Source organism: Staphylococcus massiliensis (assembly GCF_043186315.1).
Classification (GTDB): Bacteria; Bacillota; Bacilli; order Staphylococcales; family Staphylococcaceae; genus Staphylococcus; species Staphylococcus massiliensis.
Map to the genome: position 1 here is coordinate 1,113,563 of NZ_CP171119.1, position 16,906 is coordinate 1,130,468.

Sequence of the window (16,906 nt, forward strand, 5' to 3'; positions counted from 1 at the left end):
CAAAATGATTAAACTAAGATGCGCTTTTTATGAAGTGATAAAAGTTTATTAAGAACGTATATAAAAGGAGAACTCAAGCATGGCTGAAGAAGTTATCAAAATAAAAGGCGGCCAACGTTTAAATGGTAAAGTTCAAATTAGTGGGGCTAAGAACAGTGCCGTCGCTATTATTCCCGCAACAATTTTAGCTGAACAACAAGTTACAATTGATGGCTTACCTGAGATTTCAGATGTAGAAACGCTCGTAAGTCTTCTTGGTGACTTAAATATCAAAACATCTCTTAAAGGGGACACACTAGAAGTTAACCCTAAAGAAATAGAGAATGTGCCACTTCCTAATAATAAAGTTGAATCTTTAAGAGCGTCTTATTATATGATGGGCGCAATGCTTGGTCGTTTTAAAAAATGTGTTATCGGTTTACCAGGAGGTTGCCCATTAGGACCTCGTCCAATTGATCAGCACATTAAAGGTTTCAAAGCTTTAGGTGCTAAAATTGATGAATCTAGTACGTCTTCAATGAAGATTGAAGCTGAAGAATTAAAGGGTGCGAACATTTATTTAGATGTCGTAAGTGTAGGAGCGACGATTAATATTATGCTTGCAGCCGTTCGCGCACAAGGCCAAACAGTAATCGAGAACGTAGCTAAAGAACCTGAAGTTGTAGATGTCGCGAACTTCCTTAATAGTTTAGGTGCTAAAGTATCAGGAGCTGGTACTAGTTCTTTAAAGATTACAGGTGTGCCTGAATTAGGCGGCAGCCGTCACAGTGTGATTCCAGACAGAATCGAAGCGGGCACGTATATGTGTATTGCGGCTGCATGTGGTGATAACATCGAGCTTAACAATATTATTGCTAAGCATATCGACCCACTTACAGTTAAATTACGCGAATTAGGTATCGATGTAGATATCGATGAAGATAGCGTACGTATTTCAAGTTCTGAACCATATCAAAGTGTTCATATTAAGACACTTGTATACCCTGGATTCGCAACTGACCTTCAACAACCGATTACGCCTTTATTATTCTTAGCTGAAGGACCAAGCTTTGTTAAAGATACAATTTATCCAAAGCGTTTTAAACACGTGGATGAGCTAAGAAAGATGGGTGCTGATATTTCTGTTGATCAAGGTACAGCTACAATCAAACCATCTAAACTTAAAGGTGCTGAAGTATATGCAAGTGACCTACGTGCTGGCGCATGCTTAATCGTAGCTGCATTACTTGCTGAAGGTGTGACAACAATTCACAATGTAAGACACATCTACCGTGGTTATAGCGGCATCGTTGAAAAACTTCGTGAACTCGGTGCCGATGTGTGGACGGAAGAAGTATAAAACCTTTATTTTAAACACGAACGTGCAATGTCATAACAGAGGTGGATACACATGGAAATATGTCCATACTTAGAAGAAACGTTTAAGATTCTAGGACGCAGTTGGAATGGCTTAATCGTTAATTATTTATCCAGATGTCATAATCATGCAGCACATTTCTCTGACATGAAGCGTGATTTAAAGCCGATTACACCGAGAGCCTTATCAATCAAATTGACTGATTTAGCCGAGTGGGGGCTTGTTAAGAAAGAAGTCATTTCCAACGCGCCTCATTCAGTTCGATATTGCCTTACTGATAAAGGTTTAGCCTTAGCAAAAGCCCTCTTACCAGTAGAAGAGTGGGCTCAAGAATATATTGAACTCGAATCAAAAACAAGTAAATGATACGAATGATGAGCGCAGGACGCCTCGTTTCGTTTACACGATAGGTAAAGTGATACTTTGTCATCGTGATACGAAATGTATACGGGTCCTGCGTTTTTTGGTTTCTCGAAAGGATCGAATGTGGCTTAGGAACGTTTTAAGGTCAATTTAGGAATTTTAGCAAGGTAGGGCTTTTCAAGAAAGGGTTGAATTGGCTTAGTGAAAATTATAGGTCTGTAACAGAACTTTAAGAGGTTGGGGCTTTTAAAAAAAGATAAAGTGATGTTGAGGAGAAATTAGGAGTCTGAACGTCTTTATAAGCGTAGGACTTTTCAAAAAGTAAGAGTGATGTTGAGGAGAAATAAGGTTCCTGAGCATATTTATAAGTGTAGGACTTTTCAAAAAGTAAGAGTGATGTTGAGGAGAAATTAGGAGACTTAACGTCTTTATAAGCATAGGACTTTTCAAAGAGGGAAAGTAAGTTAAAGCAGATGATTTAAACTTTCGAGGGAATCGTCTTAAAATGAAAGTATCAGATGAATAAAGGAGTGACCATTAATGAGAAACCAAACAAAGCAATATATCAATGGCGAGTGGGTTGAAAGTGCAAGTGGTCAAACAATTAAAGTAATCAATCCAGCTACTGAAGAAGTGTTAGGCGAGGTAGCGAATGGTAACGAAGAAGACGTGAATAAAGCAGTAGAGGCTGCTCACAATGTATATTTAGAATTCCGCAATTCAAGTGTAGAAGACCGTAAAGCGTTATTAGATAAAATTGTGAAAGAATATGAAAACCGCAAAGATGATTTAATTGAAGCGATGACGGATGAATTAGGTTCACCGTTACAAAAGTCTGAGGATGTTCACTATGAAGCGGGCTTAAAACACTTTAAAGCTGCGCGTGAAGCTTTAGATACGTTTGAATTTGAAGAACAACGTGAAGATAACTTAATCGTTAAAGAAGCGATTGGTGTTGCAGGCTTAGTAACGCCTTGGAACTTCCCTACGAACCAAACTTCATTAAAATTAGCGGCAGCATTTGCGGCAGGTTGCCCGGTTGTCTTAAAACCTTCTGAAGAAACACCGTATGCTGCAATTATCTTAGCTGAAATCTTTGATAAAGTTGGCGTACCTAAAGGTGTATTTAACTTAGTTAATGGTGACGGTGAAGGTGTAGGTAATCCGTTAAGCGAACACCCTAAAGTGCGCATGATGTCATTTACTGGCTCTGGTCCTACTGGTTCTAAAATTATGGAAAAGGCTAGTAAGGACTTCAAGAAATTTTCTCTTGAGTTAGGTGGTAAATCACCGTTAATCGTGCTTGATGACGCAGATATTGAATTTGCTAGTAAAGCTGCTGTAAGTAAAGTTGTGAATAATACGGGTCAAGTTTGTACGGCAGGTACGCGTACGTTAATTCCTGAATCTCTTAAGGATGAATTCTTAGAAGCGGTTAAACGTGAAATGGAAAATGTTAAAGTTGGTGACCCACGCGAAGAAGGCATTGAAGTTGGTCCTATTATTAGTAAGAAACAATTTGATCAAGTTCAAGATTATATCAAGAAGGGTATCGACGAAGGTGCTACGTTATTCTATGGTGGCGAAGGTAAACCTGAAGGCTTAGAAACAGGTTATTTCGTGAAACCAACAGTTTTTACGGATGTAGATAACAAGATGACGATCGCGCAAGAAGAAATCTTTGGTCCTGTGATGTCAGTAATCACGTATAAAGATTTAGACCACGCGATTGAAATTGCGAACGATACGAAGTATGGACTTGCTGGTTATGTCCTTGGTGAAAATAGAGATAACTTACGTCATGTTGCCCGTTCAATCGAAGCAGGTATGGTTGAAATTAATGAAGCAGGTCGTGCTGCAGACTTACCATTCGGCGGCTATAAACAATCAGGTTTAGGTCGTGAATGGGGCGACTATGGTATTGAAGAGTTCTTAGAAATTAAATCAATTTCAGGTTACTTTAAATAAGGCTAGAGATTGATTAGGTTTAGGTATAGGTATTGGCCGAGTCCACGGGTGGGCTCGGCCATTTTTAGGTTGGGGGATGGAGGTTGAGTCCGTTATGCGAAAGAAAAATAAAACAATCGCATAAGGGTGTCGTTACGCGAAAGAAAATTGAAACAATCGCATAACGGCGTCGTTACGCGAAAGAAAATAAAAACAATCGCATAACGATGCCGCCGATATCGTCATCTATAAAGAATTATTTGGGTGAATAAAAATATCGAAAAATTTTCGATTACGAAAATTTACCTTATTACAAAGACTGAGGCAAACAATGTAGCAAGGAAGCCATGCTACAAAGACTGAGACGAACAATGTAACAAGGAAGCCATGTTACAAAGACTGACGCAAACAATGTAATAAGGACGCCTTGTTACAAAGACTGAGGCAAACAATGTAACATGGCCCACTTGTTACAAAGACTGACGTAAACAATGTAACAAGGACGCCATGTTACAAAGACTAAAGCAAACAATGTAACAAAGAAGCCATGTTACAAAGACTGAGGCAAACAATGTAACAAGGGCGATTCCCTACAACAAACCCTTAAAATCTACTCCGTATCTCCCCCAGGAAAATCCCTTAAATTTTCCCTCCGATCCCCCCTCACATAAAACTCTCAAAAAACCAAAATTCCTCCAAATTACCACTAAATCTACACCTACACCACGCAATATTTTTATAGGTCTATTTAAGACTAGTCATAGTAAATTTTTAAAAAGATTATGTATGTACAAAACACAAAATCCTTTTGTCTTCAAATCGAAAATTTGCTATAGTTATCATGTTGGTAGAGAGATTATTCAACTCGCCACTAAAACTTTTTAGATGAAATGGGTGTAAAATAGATGCCTCAAAAAGAACGAACGTCACCTCAGTATGAATCTTTTCACGAGTTGTATAAAAATTATACTACGAAAGAACTAACAAAGAAGGCAAAATTATTAAAATTAGTTAATTATAGTAAATTAAATAAAAAAGAGCTTGTTCTCGCTATCATGGAAGCCCAAATGGAACAAGACGGAAATTATTATATGGAAGGTATCTTAGATGATATTCAACCTGATGGATATGGCTTTTTAAGAACGGTAAACTATTCCAAAGGTGAAAAAGATATCTATATATCTGCGAGTCAAATTCGCAGATTCGAAATTAAACGCGGCGACAAAGTAACTGGTAAAGTTAGAAAACCCAAGGACAATGAAAAGTATTACGGTTTACTTCAAGTTGACTTCGTAAATGATCACAATGCCGAAGAAGTCAAACAACGACCTCACTTCCAAGCTTTAACACCACTTTATCCTGAAGAACGCATCCTTTTAGAAACAACTACTAAGAATTACTCTACTCGAATTATGGACTTAATCACGCCGATTGGTCTTGGACAACGTGGTTTAATCGTTGCACCTCCTAAAGCTGGTAAAACGTCATTATTAAAAGAAATCGCAAATGCGATTAGTGTAAATAAACCTAACGCTAAGCTATTCATCTTATTAGTAGGTGAACGTCCGGAAGAGGTAACGGACATTGAACGTTCAGTTGAAGATGCTGAAGTCGTACATTCAACATTTGATGAACCACCTATTCATCACGTTAAAGTAGCCGAATTACTGCTCGAGCGTACTAAGCGCTTAGTAGAAATAGGTGAAGATGTCATCGTATTAATGGACTCAATTACGCGTCTTGCGCGTGCCTATAACTTAGTTATCCCGCCAAGTGGACGTACGTTATCAGGTGGTTTAGATCCAGCTTCACTTCATAAGCCTAAGCATTTCTTTGGTGCTGCGCGTAATATTGAAGCAGGTGGTAGTTTAACAATCTTAGCTACAGCTTTAGTTGAAACAGGTTCACGCATGGACGACATGATTTACGAAGAATTCAAAGGTACAGGTAATATGGAGTTACACCTTGACCGTCGTTTATCTGAAAGACGTATCTTCCCAGCAATTGACATCGGTCGTAGTTCTACGCGTAAAGAAGAATTATTGATTTCGAAATCAGAGCTCGATACGTTATGGCAACTGCGTAACATGTTTACAGATTCTCAAGACTTTACAGAACGTTTCTTACGTCGACTTAAGCGTTCTAAAGATAATAAAGATTTCTTTAATCAACTTCAAGAAGCGGCTAAAGACAGTACGAAGACAGGCAAGCCTATAATTTAATCTCTTTGAAAAGGATTTCCATATGGGGTTGCTTTTTAAAAGGTAAACCGATATAATACCTAAGTATTGGGTAAAAAACTCACAAATAACTCTGTTCCAGATGGTTCAGGGCAAAGGAGCTGAATAGAAATGAAACAAGGAATCCATCCAGAATACCGTAAAGTAATCTTCTTAGATACAACTACAAACTACAAATTCTTAAGTGGTTCTACAAAAATTTCTGATGAAACTATGGAATGGGAAGACGGTAACGAATACCCAGTAGTACGTTTAGACGTATCTTCTGATTCTCATCCTTTCTACACAGGACGTCAAAAATTCGCTGCTGCGGATGGTCGTGTGGAACGTTTCAACAAGAAATTTGGTTTCAAATCAAAAAACAACTAATTTGTTTAGGTTTGAAAAAGAAGCATGTTGAATATGGTGCAATTAAGCCGAACAAGAATGTCTTAACATTTTTGATTCGGCTTATTTTTTTACATAAGGGCATTAGATTAAAATTTAGAATTGAATATATTATGTTATAATAAAGCGATTATGTTTTTGGTAAAGGTGGAAACAATCATGTATGAGGCATACCATTCTGGTTGGATAGAATGTATTACTGGTAGTATGTTTAGCGGAAAGTCTGAAGAATTAATTCGACGCTTAAGACGCGGTGTATACGCTAAACAAAAGGTCGTCGTATTTAAACCAGCTATCGATAATAGATATCACGACGAGAAAGTTGTTTCCCATAATGGCAATGCAATCGAAGCAATCAATATTTCATCTGCGAGAGATATATTGTTACAAGATTTAGAAAGTGTTGATATTATAGGGATAGATGAAATTCAATTTTTCGAAGAGGAAATTGTACATATTGCAGAGAAACTAGCTGAGCGCGGTCATCGCGTTATTGTAGCAGGGTTAGATATGGACTTTAGAGGTGAGCCATTTGACCCAGTTCCTAAAATGATGGCAGTGAGCGAACACGTAACAAAGCTACAAGCTGTTTGTTCTGTATGTGGTGCTTCTTCAAGTCGTACACAACGACTCATCGACGGTAAACCCGCGAGATATGATGAACCAATCATTTTAGTTGGTGCTAATGAGAGTTATGAACCGAGATGTCGCGCACATCATGTCGTGATTAAAGAGGAATCTTGTAAGGAGGAAAATTAATGTTTGATCAATTAGATATAGTAGAAGAAAGATATGAACAATTGAATGAGTTATTAAGTGACCCTGACGTTGTTAATGATTCAGATAAGTTAAGAGCGTATTCTAAAGAACAAGCTGACTTACAAAAAACGGTAGAGGTCTATCGTCACTACAAACAAGTTAAAGAAGATATTTCTGAGATCGAAATCATGTTAGGTGAGACTAAAGACAAAGATGAAGTTGATATGCTTAAAGAAGAGCTAAGCGATCTTAAACCTCAAGTACCTCAACTTGAAGAAGAGCTTAAATTCTTACTTATTCCGAAAGACCCTAACGATGATAAAAACGTTATCATGGAAATCCGTGCGGCAGCAGGCGGTGACGAGGCTGCAATTTTCGCAGGGGACTTATTCCGTATGTATACACGTTATAGTGAGTCTATCGGTTATAAAACAGACGTCGTTGAAATGAACGCAAGTGACCACGGTGGTTATAAAGAAATCAGCTTTATGATCCAAGGTCAAGGTGCTTACTCAAAACTTAAGTATGAAAATGGTGCACACCGCGTGCAACGTGTACCTGAGACAGAGTCAGGTGGTCGTATTCATACATCTACTTCAACAGTTGCCGTATTACCTGAAGCAGAAGATATTGAAGTCGAAATTCGTAACGAAGATATTAAAATCGATACGTACCGTTCAAGTGGTGCAGGTGGTCAGCACGTAAATACAACAGATTCAGCTGTACGTATTACGCACTTACCAACTGGAACGGTTGTAACGTCACAAGACGAGAAGTCTCAAATTAAGAACAGAGAAAAAGCGATGAAAGTATTAAAAGCGCGTGTTCATGATATGAAAGTTAAAGAAGAAGAAGCTAAATACGCATCAGAACGTAAGTCAGCTGTTGGTACAGGTGACCGTTCAGAACGTATTCGTACGTATAACTATCCACAATCACGTGTAACGGACCACCGCATTGGTTTAACGATTCAGAAGTTAGATCAAATTATGGAAGGTAAGTTAGACGAAATTATTGATGCACTGACAATGCATGAGCAAACTGAGAAATTGAAAGAATTGAATGATGGTCAACTTTAAGTCTCTTTTGGAAAAGCACCAAGCAATCGCTATAGAACATCAGGTCGATACGCACAGTGTCGAAACATTACTACTTGATTTAATGAACTGGAAATCCATCGATTACTTAATGCATCAAAGTGAAGACGTACCTGCTGAAGACGCACATCGGTTTGAAGTGGCTTTTGCTCGATTGGTAAAAGGCGAGCCAGTACAGTATATCGTGGGATTTCAAGAATTCTATGGTGAACGCTTTGTCGTGTCGAAAGACTGCTTAATACCACGACCTGAAACTGAAGAGGTTACGTTAAGTTTCCTTGAATCAGTGCGTGACGGGGATACCGTCGCAGACATCGGAACAGGCAGTGGTGCTATCGCGATTACGCTTAAACGGTTAAAGCCTGACTTGAATGTTATCGCAACGGATATTTGTGAACGAGCGCTCAAAGTAGCTGAAGACAACGCTAAACGACTCGAAGCGGATATCACGTTCTATCAAGGAGACGTCTTAAAACCACTGATTAACCAAGGCGTGAAATTGGACGGTCTAATTTCAAATCCGCCATACATTTCACGAGACGAAGTCGAAGTCATGTCGTCATCGGTACTTGAATATGAACCAGAAAGCGCATTATTCGCAGCAAATGATGGCTTACTCATCTATGAACGTATACTTCAGGATTTACCACAAGTGTTGAAAAAAGGTGCCGTTGTCGTATTCGAAATCGGCTATCTACAAGGTGAACGTCTGAAAGCTATGATTCAGAACATGTATCCGTCTACTCACGTTCAAGTGCTAAAAGATATGAATCAAAATGATCGCATCATTAAATTTAAATGGTAATTAAAAGTTATGTGTAGTTTTATGCTATACATAACTTTTTCTTATACGATAAGATAAAACATAAAGGAGGGATAATTCATGGAGACACGTATTTGGGATTTAAGCGACTATCAATCCAATGTCCAGGACTATCCACAATTAGAAGAAATCATTCAATGCTTTAATAACGGAGGTCTCGTATGTATCCCGACAGAAACAGTTTATGGACTCGGCGCAAATGCTTACGATGACGAAGCGATTACAAACGTATTTAAAGCGAAAGGGCGTCCTCAAGACAACCCACTCATCGTTCATATTCACGACTTGAGCCAATTAGATGCATTTACGACAAGCATCCATCCTGAGGCTCGAACTTTAATGAAACACCTATGGCCGGGTCCTATTTCATTTATTGTGCCATTAAAGCAAGGCGTTTTAAGCGAAGGTGTCTCAAGAGGGCTCGATTCAATCGCCGTTCGTATGCCGAGTGATGACGTATGTCGTCAAATATTGAAAGCCGTAGATTTACCAATTGCAGCACCAAGCGCTAATATTAGTGGCAGACCTTCACCAACCACATTTGAACACGTTTATCACGACATGGACGGTCGCGTAGATGGCATCATCCGTTCCATACAAAGTGAAGCTGGACTCGAAAGTACAGTCGTTGATTGTCGCACATTCCCATTTAAGATCGCACGACCTGGAGTCATCACCAAGCACATGCTTAATTCAATTGTGTCAGGATGTGTCGATATTAATGAACCGCTCTCCCTTGAAAAGCCCATTGCGCCAGGCATGAAATATAAGCATTACGCGCCTGATGTACCGTTAACGATATTGCTTAATGCGGGTTCAAAGCTACCTTTTGAAATGAATGATTGGCAGAAGGTTGCGTTCATTTATCCAGAGCGCTTACGAGATACGCTACCTCAAGATGCGATTTTCATTCCACTATGTAAGGATGAAACTGATATTACAGGTGCTAATCGAAATCTCTATGCATCCTTACATCAACTTGACGCATTACCATCCATTGAACAAGCGTTTATCTATGGATTTGACGGAAATGAAGATAATGAGGCAATCATGAACCGCATGGAAAAAGCAGCAAATTATAACATTATAAGGGGGGAGTAATGTGAAAATCGTATTTGTTTGTACAGGTAATACATGCCGTAGTCCGATGGCTGAAAGTATTAGTAAGAAAGTATTACCAGCGTCTGTAGAAGTTGTTTCACGTGGCGTGATGGCGATGGAAGGGGCATCAACGAGTGAATCTGTTTATGAGTTGTTAGAGGCGAATTCATATCCTGATCCAACGAAGTCCGCTTCCTTTAAAAAGGTAGATTTAGAGGCAGATTTAATTTTAGTCATGACACATGCGCATAAAGAACAACTTGAACATCTCTATGGTCCTCATAGCAATATACATGTCCTTAATGTATTCATAGAAGAGCCATACGAAGTGCAAGATCCGTACGGTGGTTCATTTGAAACATACGAACGCACATTCAAGCAACTTGAATCCTACATCATGAAAATGAAAACTAAACTAGCTAACGACAAGGCTTGAAATCCTTAAAACTTCATGAATTAGTATAAGTTGAACTTAAAATAAGTTATAATGTAGCTATAAAGCATATTCTAAAACTTATCATTAGGATACGCGGATGATGGAGGTGGATGTATGGAAGCTTTAGATCAATTAATTGAGGAACTGAACGCACAGGGCTTTTTCAAAGAGGGTGAAATGTGCATTATTGGATGTTCTACATCAGAGATTACAGGCTCTAAGATAGGTACGAATAGTTCTATGGAAGTGGCAGAGACGTTATTTAATACGTTCAAAGCTGTTGAAAGAGATACAGGTGTTCACTTTGCCTTTCAAGGCTGCGAACATATAAACCGCGCAGTGACAATTGAACGACGTGATTATGACCCTTATACAATGGAGATTGTAGATGTTGTTCCAGCGCGTCATGCTGGCGGTAGTTTATCTACATATGCCTATCAGCACATGGACGAACCTGTGGTTGTTGAGTACATTAAAGTGCCAAAGGGTATTGATATAGGGCAAACTTTAATCGGTATGCACATTCATCATGTTGCGATTCCCGTACGTACGTCGGTTAAGTACATCGGAGACGCAATTGTATCCATAGCATCATCACGTCCTAAGAAAATAGGTGGAGAACGTGCGCAATACCAATAAATTTAAGTGAGGAGTTTATATATGTCATTTATTGAAAAACAAGATAAGGCAGTATACGACGCTATTCAAGACGAGTTTAATCGCCAAAACAATAACATTGAATTAATCGCATCAGAAAACTTTGTATCAGAAGCAGTAATGGAAGCACAAGGTTCAGTAATGACAAACAAGTACGCAGAAGGTTATCCTAAACGTCGTTACTATGGTGGTTGTGAATTTGTTGACGTTACAGAACAATTAGCGATTGACCGTGCTAAAGAATTATTCGGTGCAGAACATGCTAACGTACAACCACATTCAGGTTCTCAAGCGAACATGGCTGTATATTTAACTGCTCTAGAACAAGGTGACACGGTATTAGGTATGAACCTAAGCCATGGTGGTCACTTAACACACGGCGCTAAAGTGAACTTCAGTGGTAAAATGTTCAACTTCGTAGAGTACGGTGTTGATAAAGAAGGTGAAAGAATCGACTACGATGAAGTGTTACGTGTAGCTAAAGAAGAACAACCTAAACTAATTGTAGCAGGTGCTTCAGCTTACCCACGTGAAATTGACTTCAAGAAATTTAAAGAAATCGCGGATGAAGTTGGCGCTAAATTCATGGTAGACATGGCACACATCGCTGGTTTAATTGCTGCAGGTTTACACCAAAATCCAGTAGAATATGCAGACTTCGTTACAACTACTACACATAAAACTTTACGCGGTCCTCGTGGCGGTATGATTTTATGTAAAGAAGAATATAAAAAGCAAATTGATAAAACAATCTTCCCAGGTATCCAAGGTGGACCTTTAGAGCATGTAATTGCTGCTAAAGCAATCGCATTTGGTGAAGCTTTAAAACCTGAATTTAAAGATTACCAAGAACAAGTTATCAAAAATGCTAAGGCATTAGCTGAAACGCTAGCTGAGGAAGGTTTCCGAATCGTATCTGGCGGCACAGATAACCACTTAGTTGCAGTTGATGTTAAAGGCTCTGTAGGTTTAACTGGTAAAGTTGCTGAAGAGACTTTAGATGAAATCGGTATTACTTGTAACAAGAATGCCATTCCTTTCGACCAAGAAAAACCATTCGTTACAAGCGGTATCCGTCTAGGTACACCAGCTGCTACAACTAGAGGATTTGATGAGGAAGCATTCAGAGAAGTTGCTAAAATCATGAGCCTTGTATTAAAAAATCATGAAGATGAAGCAAAACTTAAAGAAGGCGAAGAACGTGTAAGAAAACTTACGCAAAAATTCCCTCTATACACAAAATAATCCGGAGGCATCATTATGGGAAAAGTTCATGTATTTGACCATCCATTAATTCAACACAAATTAAGTTACATTAGAGATGTAAGTACAGGTACGAAAGAGTTCAGAGAGCTTGTTGATGAAGTAGGCATGCTCATGGCCTATGAAGTTACACGTGATTTAGAATTACAAGATGTTGAAATTGAAACACCTGTAACTAAAATGACAGCTAAACGTTTATCAGGTAAAAAGCTTGCTTTCGTACCAATTCTAAGAGCTGGGCTTGGTATGACTCAAGGTATCTTAAACCTTGTGCCAGCAGCGCGTATTGGACATGTAGGTTTATATAGAGATCCTAAAACTTTACAAGCTGTCGAATACTTTGTGAAATTACCACAAGACATCGAAGAACGTGAAATCATTGTAGTAGACCCTATGCTTGCAACAGGTGCCTCAGCAATCGAAGCAATTAATTCGCTTAAAAAACGAGGTGCTAAACACATTCGATTCATGTGTCTGATTGCTGCTCCAGAAGGCGTTGAAAAAATGAAACAAGCACATGAAGATGTGGATATTTACATTGCGGCACTTGATGAAAAATTAGACGATCATGCTTATATCACACCTGGTTTAGGTGATGCAGGAGATCGTTTATTTGGAACAAAATAAAGTTAATTAAGGAGCCTATGTTATGAAGAAAATAATGACTATCTTTGGGACAAGACCTGAAGCGATCAAAATGGCACCACTTGTTTTACAACTAAAAAAAGATGAACAATTAGAGCCTATCGTTGTTGTGACAGCACAGCATCGTGAAATGTTAGATTCAGTACTTGAAACTTTTGATATCACACCTGATTATGACTTAGATGTTATGCAACCAGGTCAAACGTTATCTCAAGTTACATCAAAAGTATTGAATGGTTTAGAAGAAGTCATTCAAGAAGCTAAACCAGACATGATTCTTGTTCATGGTGATACGACAACTACTTTTGCTGGCGGCTTAGCTGCTTTTTATAACGAAGTAAGTATCGGTCACGTTGAAGCTGGTTTAAGAACATGGAATAAATATTCACCATTCCCAGAAGAAATGAACCGTCAAATGACAGGTATTATGGCGGATTTACATTTCGCACCTACAGATAAATCAGAACAAAACTTACTAAATGAAAACAAACCTCAGGAATCTGTAGTGATTACAGGTAACACAGCAATTGATGCGATGAATACAACTGTTAGAGACTCATACAAGTCAGAAATCATCGATAAACATGAAGATAAACGTATCATCTTGTTAACAGCGCATCGTCGTGAAAACCTTGGTGAACCTATGGAAAATATTTTTAAAGCGGTTAGACGCATCGTTGAAGAAGAAGAGGATACTGTAGTCGTTTATCCTATGCATAAAAATCCTAAAGTACGTGAGATTGCGAAACGTCATTTAGATGATCACGATCGTATCGAACTTATCGAACCGCTAGAAGTTATTGACTTCCATAACTTCGCACATCAAGCACACCTTATTCTTACAGATTCTGGTGGTGTTCAAGAAGAAGCGCCTTCTTTAGGTAAGCCTGTTTTAGTACTTCGTGATACTACAGAGCGCCCTGAAGGTGTAGAAGCTGGGACATTGAAGCTTGCTGGTACCGATGAAGAGGATGTGTATCGACTTACGAAAGAACTCTTAAACGATCAAGAGTTATATAAACGTATGAGTATTGCACAAAATCCATATGGTGACGGAAAAGCATCAGAACGAATTTGTGAAAATATTAAGTTTTATTACAATCTAATTTCTGAAAAGCCAGCACCATTCAAGGCAGAATAGCTCGAAGGTATAATTGTGTCAATTTTGTGAACGAAAGATTGCGATTCGTTAACCGTTTTCTTGATTGAATTGACACAATTTATACCCTATATTATTATGAAAATTGTATGAATGGAACGGCTTTCATAAATTTGTCTAGCATGAGAAAAGAGGCGCTTATGAAATCCTTCGATTCGGTATTTAAACGATATATATTTTTTTATATTTGTTTAGTGGTAACGCTTACAATAATCTATATTTTCACGCTTCACAATCTTGTTTTAGGCCTCATTGTTGGAACAATTGCTTCTTTGATTAATACATATATATTTGAGATTTATCTTAGTCGAGCAACGAAAAACGACACAAGTAGGGTTTCAACAGGTAGTGTTTGGCGCTATTTAGTCGTGATTTTAGCGTGTTTAGTATGGGTTATTGGTACAGAACAATTTGTAAGTATCATAGGTATTTTATTTGGCATTTTAATCGCTTACATTTTAATCGTTATGCGACCAGTATTTAACAACATGAATAAGAATTGAATATTTGAAAAGAGGTGAAGACATGCAGCACGAAGATCCAATTGTTAGTTGGGATGTGTTTGGAATTAACATCACATTTAACCTATCATCCATCATGATGGTTATCATTACAGCAGCAGTTGTATTCCTTATTGCGATTTTATGTACCCGCAATTTACAGAAACGACCAACAGGTAAGCAAAACTTTATCGAATGGATATTCGATTTTGTTCGCGGCATTATCGAAAGTAACCTTGCTTGGTCAAGAGGAGGACAGTTTCATTTCCTAGCTGTTACATTAATCCTCTTTATTTTTGTAGCAAACATGCTTGGGTTACCTTTCCAAATTATTAATGGACATACGCTTTGGTGGAAATCACCTACAGCTGATGCCACGGTAACACTTACATTAGCTACATTAATGGTGCTTTTAACACATTATTATGGTATTAAACTTAAAGGTGCAAAAGGCTATGCTAAAGGGTTTGTTTCACCTTTCGCTATGTTATTACCAATTAACATCTTTGAAGAATTTGCATCAACATTAACATTAGGTCTACGTCTTTACGGTAATATTTATGCCGGTGAGATTTTACTAGGCCTATTAGCTAAGCTTGCATTCGTAGGTATGGGACTAGGTTTAATTGTAAGTATTCCAGGCCTTATTATTTGGCAAGGTTTCTCAATTTTCGTAGGTTCTATCCAGGCCTATATTTTCATTATGTTATCAATGGTATATATGGCACACAAAGTGGCAGAAGACCATTAATTATAAAAATTTGATTAATAATATATAAATAATTTAGGAGGATTTAAAACATGAATTTAATCGCAGCAGCAATTGCAATTGGTTTATCAGCATTAGGGGCAGGTATTGGTAACGGTTTAATCGTTTCTAGAACAGTAGAAGGTGTTGCACGTCAACCAGAAGCACGTCAACAATTAATGTCAATTATGTTCATTGGTATCGGTTTAGTTGAGGCACTTCCAATCATCGGTGTTGTTATCTCATTCATCGTAATGTTCATGAAGTAATAGTAGTTTGACTTTAAAGGCGAAGTCTTCAAAAGGGCTTTCGCCGTTCATTTTATGTAGATTGATACAATTTGATGAAAGGAGTGTACATAAACAGTGAATGCCAATTTATTCGTTCTTGGTGCAGCACAAGGTGGGGTACCATTCGGAACAGCTTTAGTTACGCTCATAACATTTATCATCTTACTTTTACTTCTTAAAAAGTATGCATGGGGACCATTAAAAAGTGTAATGGATGAACGTGAGCGTTCAATTAATAAAGATATTGACGATGCTGAACAAGCAAAAATTAATGCGCAAAAATTAGAAGAAGAAAACAAAGAAACACTTAAAAAGACACAAGATGAGGTTCACAGAATCTTAGAAGACGCGAAACAACAAGCTCGTAAACAACAAGAGGACATTATTCATGAAGCAAATGTTCGAGCTAACGGCATGATTGAAACTGCTCAAAGTGAAATCAACATGCAAAAAGAACGTGCATTATCTGATATTAACAACCAAGTATCTGAGCTATCTGTTTTAATAGCTTCTAAAGTTCTTCATAAAGAAATTTCAGAAAAAGATCAAAAAGCGTTAGTTGAGAAGTATATTAAAGAGGTAGGCGATAAGTAATGGCCAAGGTTGCTCAGAAATATGCTCAAGCACTTTTTGAGGTAGCAGAAAAGAACGATGCTATTGACGAAGTGTACGAAGCGTTTAGAGAAGTTTACAGAGGTACTCATGACGATATCTCTTTCTTTAGAAAGATTGATTTAGAACCAAAATTAACAGCAAGTGATAGACAAAAGATGATCAATGAAATTTTTAAAGACGTTAATGTATATGTACATAATATGTTAATGGTTGTTTCAAATCATCGTCATCTGGCATTAATTCCAGATATTTATGTAGCTTTCGAACAAGAATACAATGCAGCTCATCAGCAAGAACGTGCAGTGATTGAATCTGTGTATCCTTTATCTGATGACGAAATCGATGAAATCGGTAAAGCATTACTCGTTCGTACTGGTTTAAAGAAACTTATCTTAAGCAACGATGTTAACCCATCATTAATCGGTGGTGTTCGAGTTAAGATTGGAACAAAAGTCTTTGACGGTACAGTTCAAAATGACTTAGCAAATTTAGAAAAATCAATTAATAGAGCCAATTAAG

Annotated in this window: 19 protein-coding genes; all 19 read left to right on the forward strand. The window is 38.0% G+C overall.

What is annotated here, in order from left to right; translation table 11 throughout:
• The first annotated feature begins 79 nt into the window (after positions 1-79).
• The 19 genes from ACF3N8_RS05260 (at position 80) to ACF3N8_RS05350 (ending at position 16,905) form a co-directional block, all read left to right on the forward strand.
• The gene (locus ACF3N8_RS05260; RefSeq protein WP_238101099.1) at positions 80-1,339 is read left to right on the forward strand and encodes a UDP-N-acetylglucosamine 1-carboxyvinyltransferase; all 1,260 of its coding nucleotides are present in this window, start codon (positions 80-82) and stop codon (positions 1,337-1,339) included.
• A gap of 51 nt (positions 1,340-1,390) precedes the next feature.
• The gene (locus ACF3N8_RS05265) at positions 1,391-1,723 is read left to right on the forward strand and encodes a helix-turn-helix domain-containing protein (protein ID WP_009383943.1); all 333 of its coding nucleotides are present in this window, start codon (positions 1,391-1,393) and stop codon (positions 1,721-1,723) included.
• A gap of 537 nt (positions 1,724-2,260) precedes the next feature.
• On the forward strand, positions 2,261-3,688 hold the full coding sequence (locus ACF3N8_RS05270) for an aldehyde dehydrogenase family protein (RefSeq protein WP_009383942.1): 1,428 nt from the start codon (positions 2,261-2,263) through the stop codon (positions 3,686-3,688).
• 884 nt (positions 3,689-4,572) lie between these two features.
• The gene (rho, locus tag ACF3N8_RS05275; protein ID WP_009383941.1) at positions 4,573-5,889 is read left to right on the forward strand and encodes a transcription termination factor Rho; all 1,317 of its coding nucleotides are present in this window, start codon (positions 4,573-4,575) and stop codon (positions 5,887-5,889) included.
• 129 nt (positions 5,890-6,018) lie between these two features.
• Positions 6,019-6,276 (forward strand): type B 50S ribosomal protein L31, encoded by a 258-nt coding sequence (locus ACF3N8_RS05280; protein ID WP_009383940.1) that lies wholly within the window; start codon positions 6,019-6,021, stop codon positions 6,274-6,276.
• 177 nt (positions 6,277-6,453) lie between these two features.
• Complete coding sequence (locus ACF3N8_RS05285; RefSeq protein WP_009383939.1) at positions 6,454-7,053, forward strand: thymidine kinase; 600 nt, start codon at positions 6,454-6,456, stop codon at positions 7,051-7,053.
• Positions 7,053-8,132 carry a peptide chain release factor 1 gene (gene prfA / locus ACF3N8_RS05290; protein ID WP_238101098.1) on the forward strand — a complete coding sequence of 360 codons (1,080 nt, stop codon included), beginning with the start codon at positions 7,053-7,055 and terminating at the stop codon, positions 8,130-8,132. Before ACF3N8_RS05285 ends, prfA begins: the two co-directional genes overlap by 1 nt.
• Positions 8,119-8,955, forward strand: a complete 837-nt coding sequence (gene prmC, locus ACF3N8_RS05295) for a peptide chain release factor N(5)-glutamine methyltransferase (RefSeq protein ID WP_238094265.1) — start codon at positions 8,119-8,121, stop codon at positions 8,953-8,955. Before prfA ends, prmC begins: the two co-directional genes overlap by 14 nt.
• A gap of 78 nt (positions 8,956-9,033) precedes the next feature.
• Positions 9,034-10,074: an L-threonylcarbamoyladenylate synthase gene (locus tag ACF3N8_RS05300; protein WP_009383936.1), complete on the forward strand. Its 1,041-nt coding sequence runs from the start codon at positions 9,034-9,036 to the stop codon at positions 10,072-10,074.
• A 1-nt stretch (position 10,075) separates the two neighbouring features.
• A complete protein-coding gene (locus tag ACF3N8_RS05305; protein ID WP_009383935.1) occupies positions 10,076-10,510 on the forward strand; it encodes a protein-tyrosine-phosphatase in 435 nt (144 codons plus the stop codon).
• Positions 10,511-10,624: 114 nt separating this feature from the next.
• Positions 10,625-11,149, forward strand: coding sequence for a TIGR01440 family protein (locus ACF3N8_RS05310; protein WP_009383934.1), 525 nt, complete (start codon positions 10,625-10,627; stop codon positions 11,147-11,149).
• 21 nt (positions 11,150-11,170) lie between these two features.
• Positions 11,171-12,412: a serine hydroxymethyltransferase gene (glyA, locus tag ACF3N8_RS05315; RefSeq protein WP_009383933.1), complete on the forward strand. Its 1,242-nt coding sequence runs from the start codon at positions 11,171-11,173 to the stop codon at positions 12,410-12,412.
• Positions 12,413-12,427: 15 nt separating this feature from the next.
• Positions 12,428-13,057: a uracil phosphoribosyltransferase gene (gene upp / locus ACF3N8_RS05320; protein WP_009383932.1), complete on the forward strand. Its 630-nt coding sequence runs from the start codon at positions 12,428-12,430 to the stop codon at positions 13,055-13,057.
• Between the two features lie 22 nt (positions 13,058-13,079).
• The gene (wecB, locus tag ACF3N8_RS05325) at positions 13,080-14,216 is read left to right on the forward strand and encodes a non-hydrolyzing UDP-N-acetylglucosamine 2-epimerase (RefSeq protein ID WP_009383931.1); all 1,137 of its coding nucleotides are present in this window, start codon (positions 13,080-13,082) and stop codon (positions 14,214-14,216) included.
• 290 nt (positions 14,217-14,506) lie between these two features.
• Complete coding sequence (locus tag ACF3N8_RS05330; protein WP_235044508.1) at positions 14,507-14,737, forward strand: hypothetical protein; 231 nt, start codon at positions 14,507-14,509, stop codon at positions 14,735-14,737.
• Between the two features lie 22 nt (positions 14,738-14,759).
• Positions 14,760-15,485, forward strand: a complete 726-nt coding sequence (gene atpB, locus ACF3N8_RS05335) for a F0F1 ATP synthase subunit A (RefSeq protein WP_009383929.1) — start codon at positions 14,760-14,762, stop codon at positions 15,483-15,485.
• Positions 15,486-15,535: 50 nt separating this feature from the next.
• Positions 15,536-15,751 carry a F0F1 ATP synthase subunit C gene (gene atpE / locus ACF3N8_RS05340; protein ID WP_009383928.1) on the forward strand — a complete coding sequence of 72 codons (216 nt, stop codon included), beginning with the start codon at positions 15,536-15,538 and terminating at the stop codon, positions 15,749-15,751.
• 96 nt (positions 15,752-15,847) lie between these two features.
• Positions 15,848-16,366: a F0F1 ATP synthase subunit B gene (locus ACF3N8_RS05345; RefSeq protein WP_009383927.1), complete on the forward strand. Its 519-nt coding sequence runs from the start codon at positions 15,848-15,850 to the stop codon at positions 16,364-16,366.
• Positions 16,366-16,905 (forward strand): F0F1 ATP synthase subunit delta, encoded by a 540-nt coding sequence (locus ACF3N8_RS05350; RefSeq protein ID WP_009383926.1) that lies wholly within the window; start codon positions 16,366-16,368, stop codon positions 16,903-16,905. Before ACF3N8_RS05345 ends, ACF3N8_RS05350 begins: the two co-directional genes overlap by 1 nt.
• Position 16,906 lies beyond the last annotated feature (1 nt).

Bases quoted from the DNA above. Each gene is read 5' to 3' on its own strand.
- ACF3N8_RS05260 (WP_238101099.1), top strand. From the start codon at position 80: ATGGCTGAAGAAGTTATCAAAATAAAAGGCGGCCAACGTTTAAATGGT.
- ACF3N8_RS05265 (WP_009383943.1), top strand. From the start codon at position 1,391: ATGGAAATATGTCCATACTTAGAAGAAACGTTTAAGATTCTAGGACGC.
- ACF3N8_RS05270 (WP_009383942.1), top strand. From the start codon at position 2,261: ATGAGAAACCAAACAAAGCAATATATCAATGGCGAGTGGGTTGAAAGT.
- rho (WP_009383941.1), top strand. From the start codon at position 4,573: ATGCCTCAAAAAGAACGAACGTCACCTCAGTATGAATCTTTTCACGAG.
- ACF3N8_RS05280 (WP_009383940.1), top strand. From the start codon at position 6,019: ATGAAACAAGGAATCCATCCAGAATACCGTAAAGTAATCTTCTTAGAT.
- ACF3N8_RS05285 (WP_009383939.1), top strand. From the start codon at position 6,454: ATGTATGAGGCATACCATTCTGGTTGGATAGAATGTATTACTGGTAGT.
- prfA (WP_238101098.1), top strand. From the start codon at position 7,053: ATGTTTGATCAATTAGATATAGTAGAAGAAAGATATGAACAATTGAAT.
- prmC (WP_238094265.1), top strand. From the start codon at position 8,119: ATGGTCAACTTTAAGTCTCTTTTGGAAAAGCACCAAGCAATCGCTATA.
- ACF3N8_RS05300 (WP_009383936.1), top strand. From the start codon at position 9,034: ATGGAGACACGTATTTGGGATTTAAGCGACTATCAATCCAATGTCCAG.
- ACF3N8_RS05310 (WP_009383934.1), top strand. From the start codon at position 10,625: ATGGAAGCTTTAGATCAATTAATTGAGGAACTGAACGCACAGGGCTTT.
- glyA (WP_009383933.1), top strand. From the start codon at position 11,171: ATGTCATTTATTGAAAAACAAGATAAGGCAGTATACGACGCTATTCAA.
- upp (WP_009383932.1), top strand. From the start codon at position 12,428: ATGGGAAAAGTTCATGTATTTGACCATCCATTAATTCAACACAAATTA.
- wecB (WP_009383931.1), top strand. From the start codon at position 13,080: ATGAAGAAAATAATGACTATCTTTGGGACAAGACCTGAAGCGATCAAA.
- atpB (WP_009383929.1), top strand. From the start codon at position 14,760: ATGCAGCACGAAGATCCAATTGTTAGTTGGGATGTGTTTGGAATTAAC.
- atpE (WP_009383928.1), top strand. From the start codon at position 15,536: ATGAATTTAATCGCAGCAGCAATTGCAATTGGTTTATCAGCATTAGGG.
- ACF3N8_RS05350 (WP_009383926.1), top strand. From the start codon at position 16,366: ATGGCCAAGGTTGCTCAGAAATATGCTCAAGCACTTTTTGAGGTAGCA.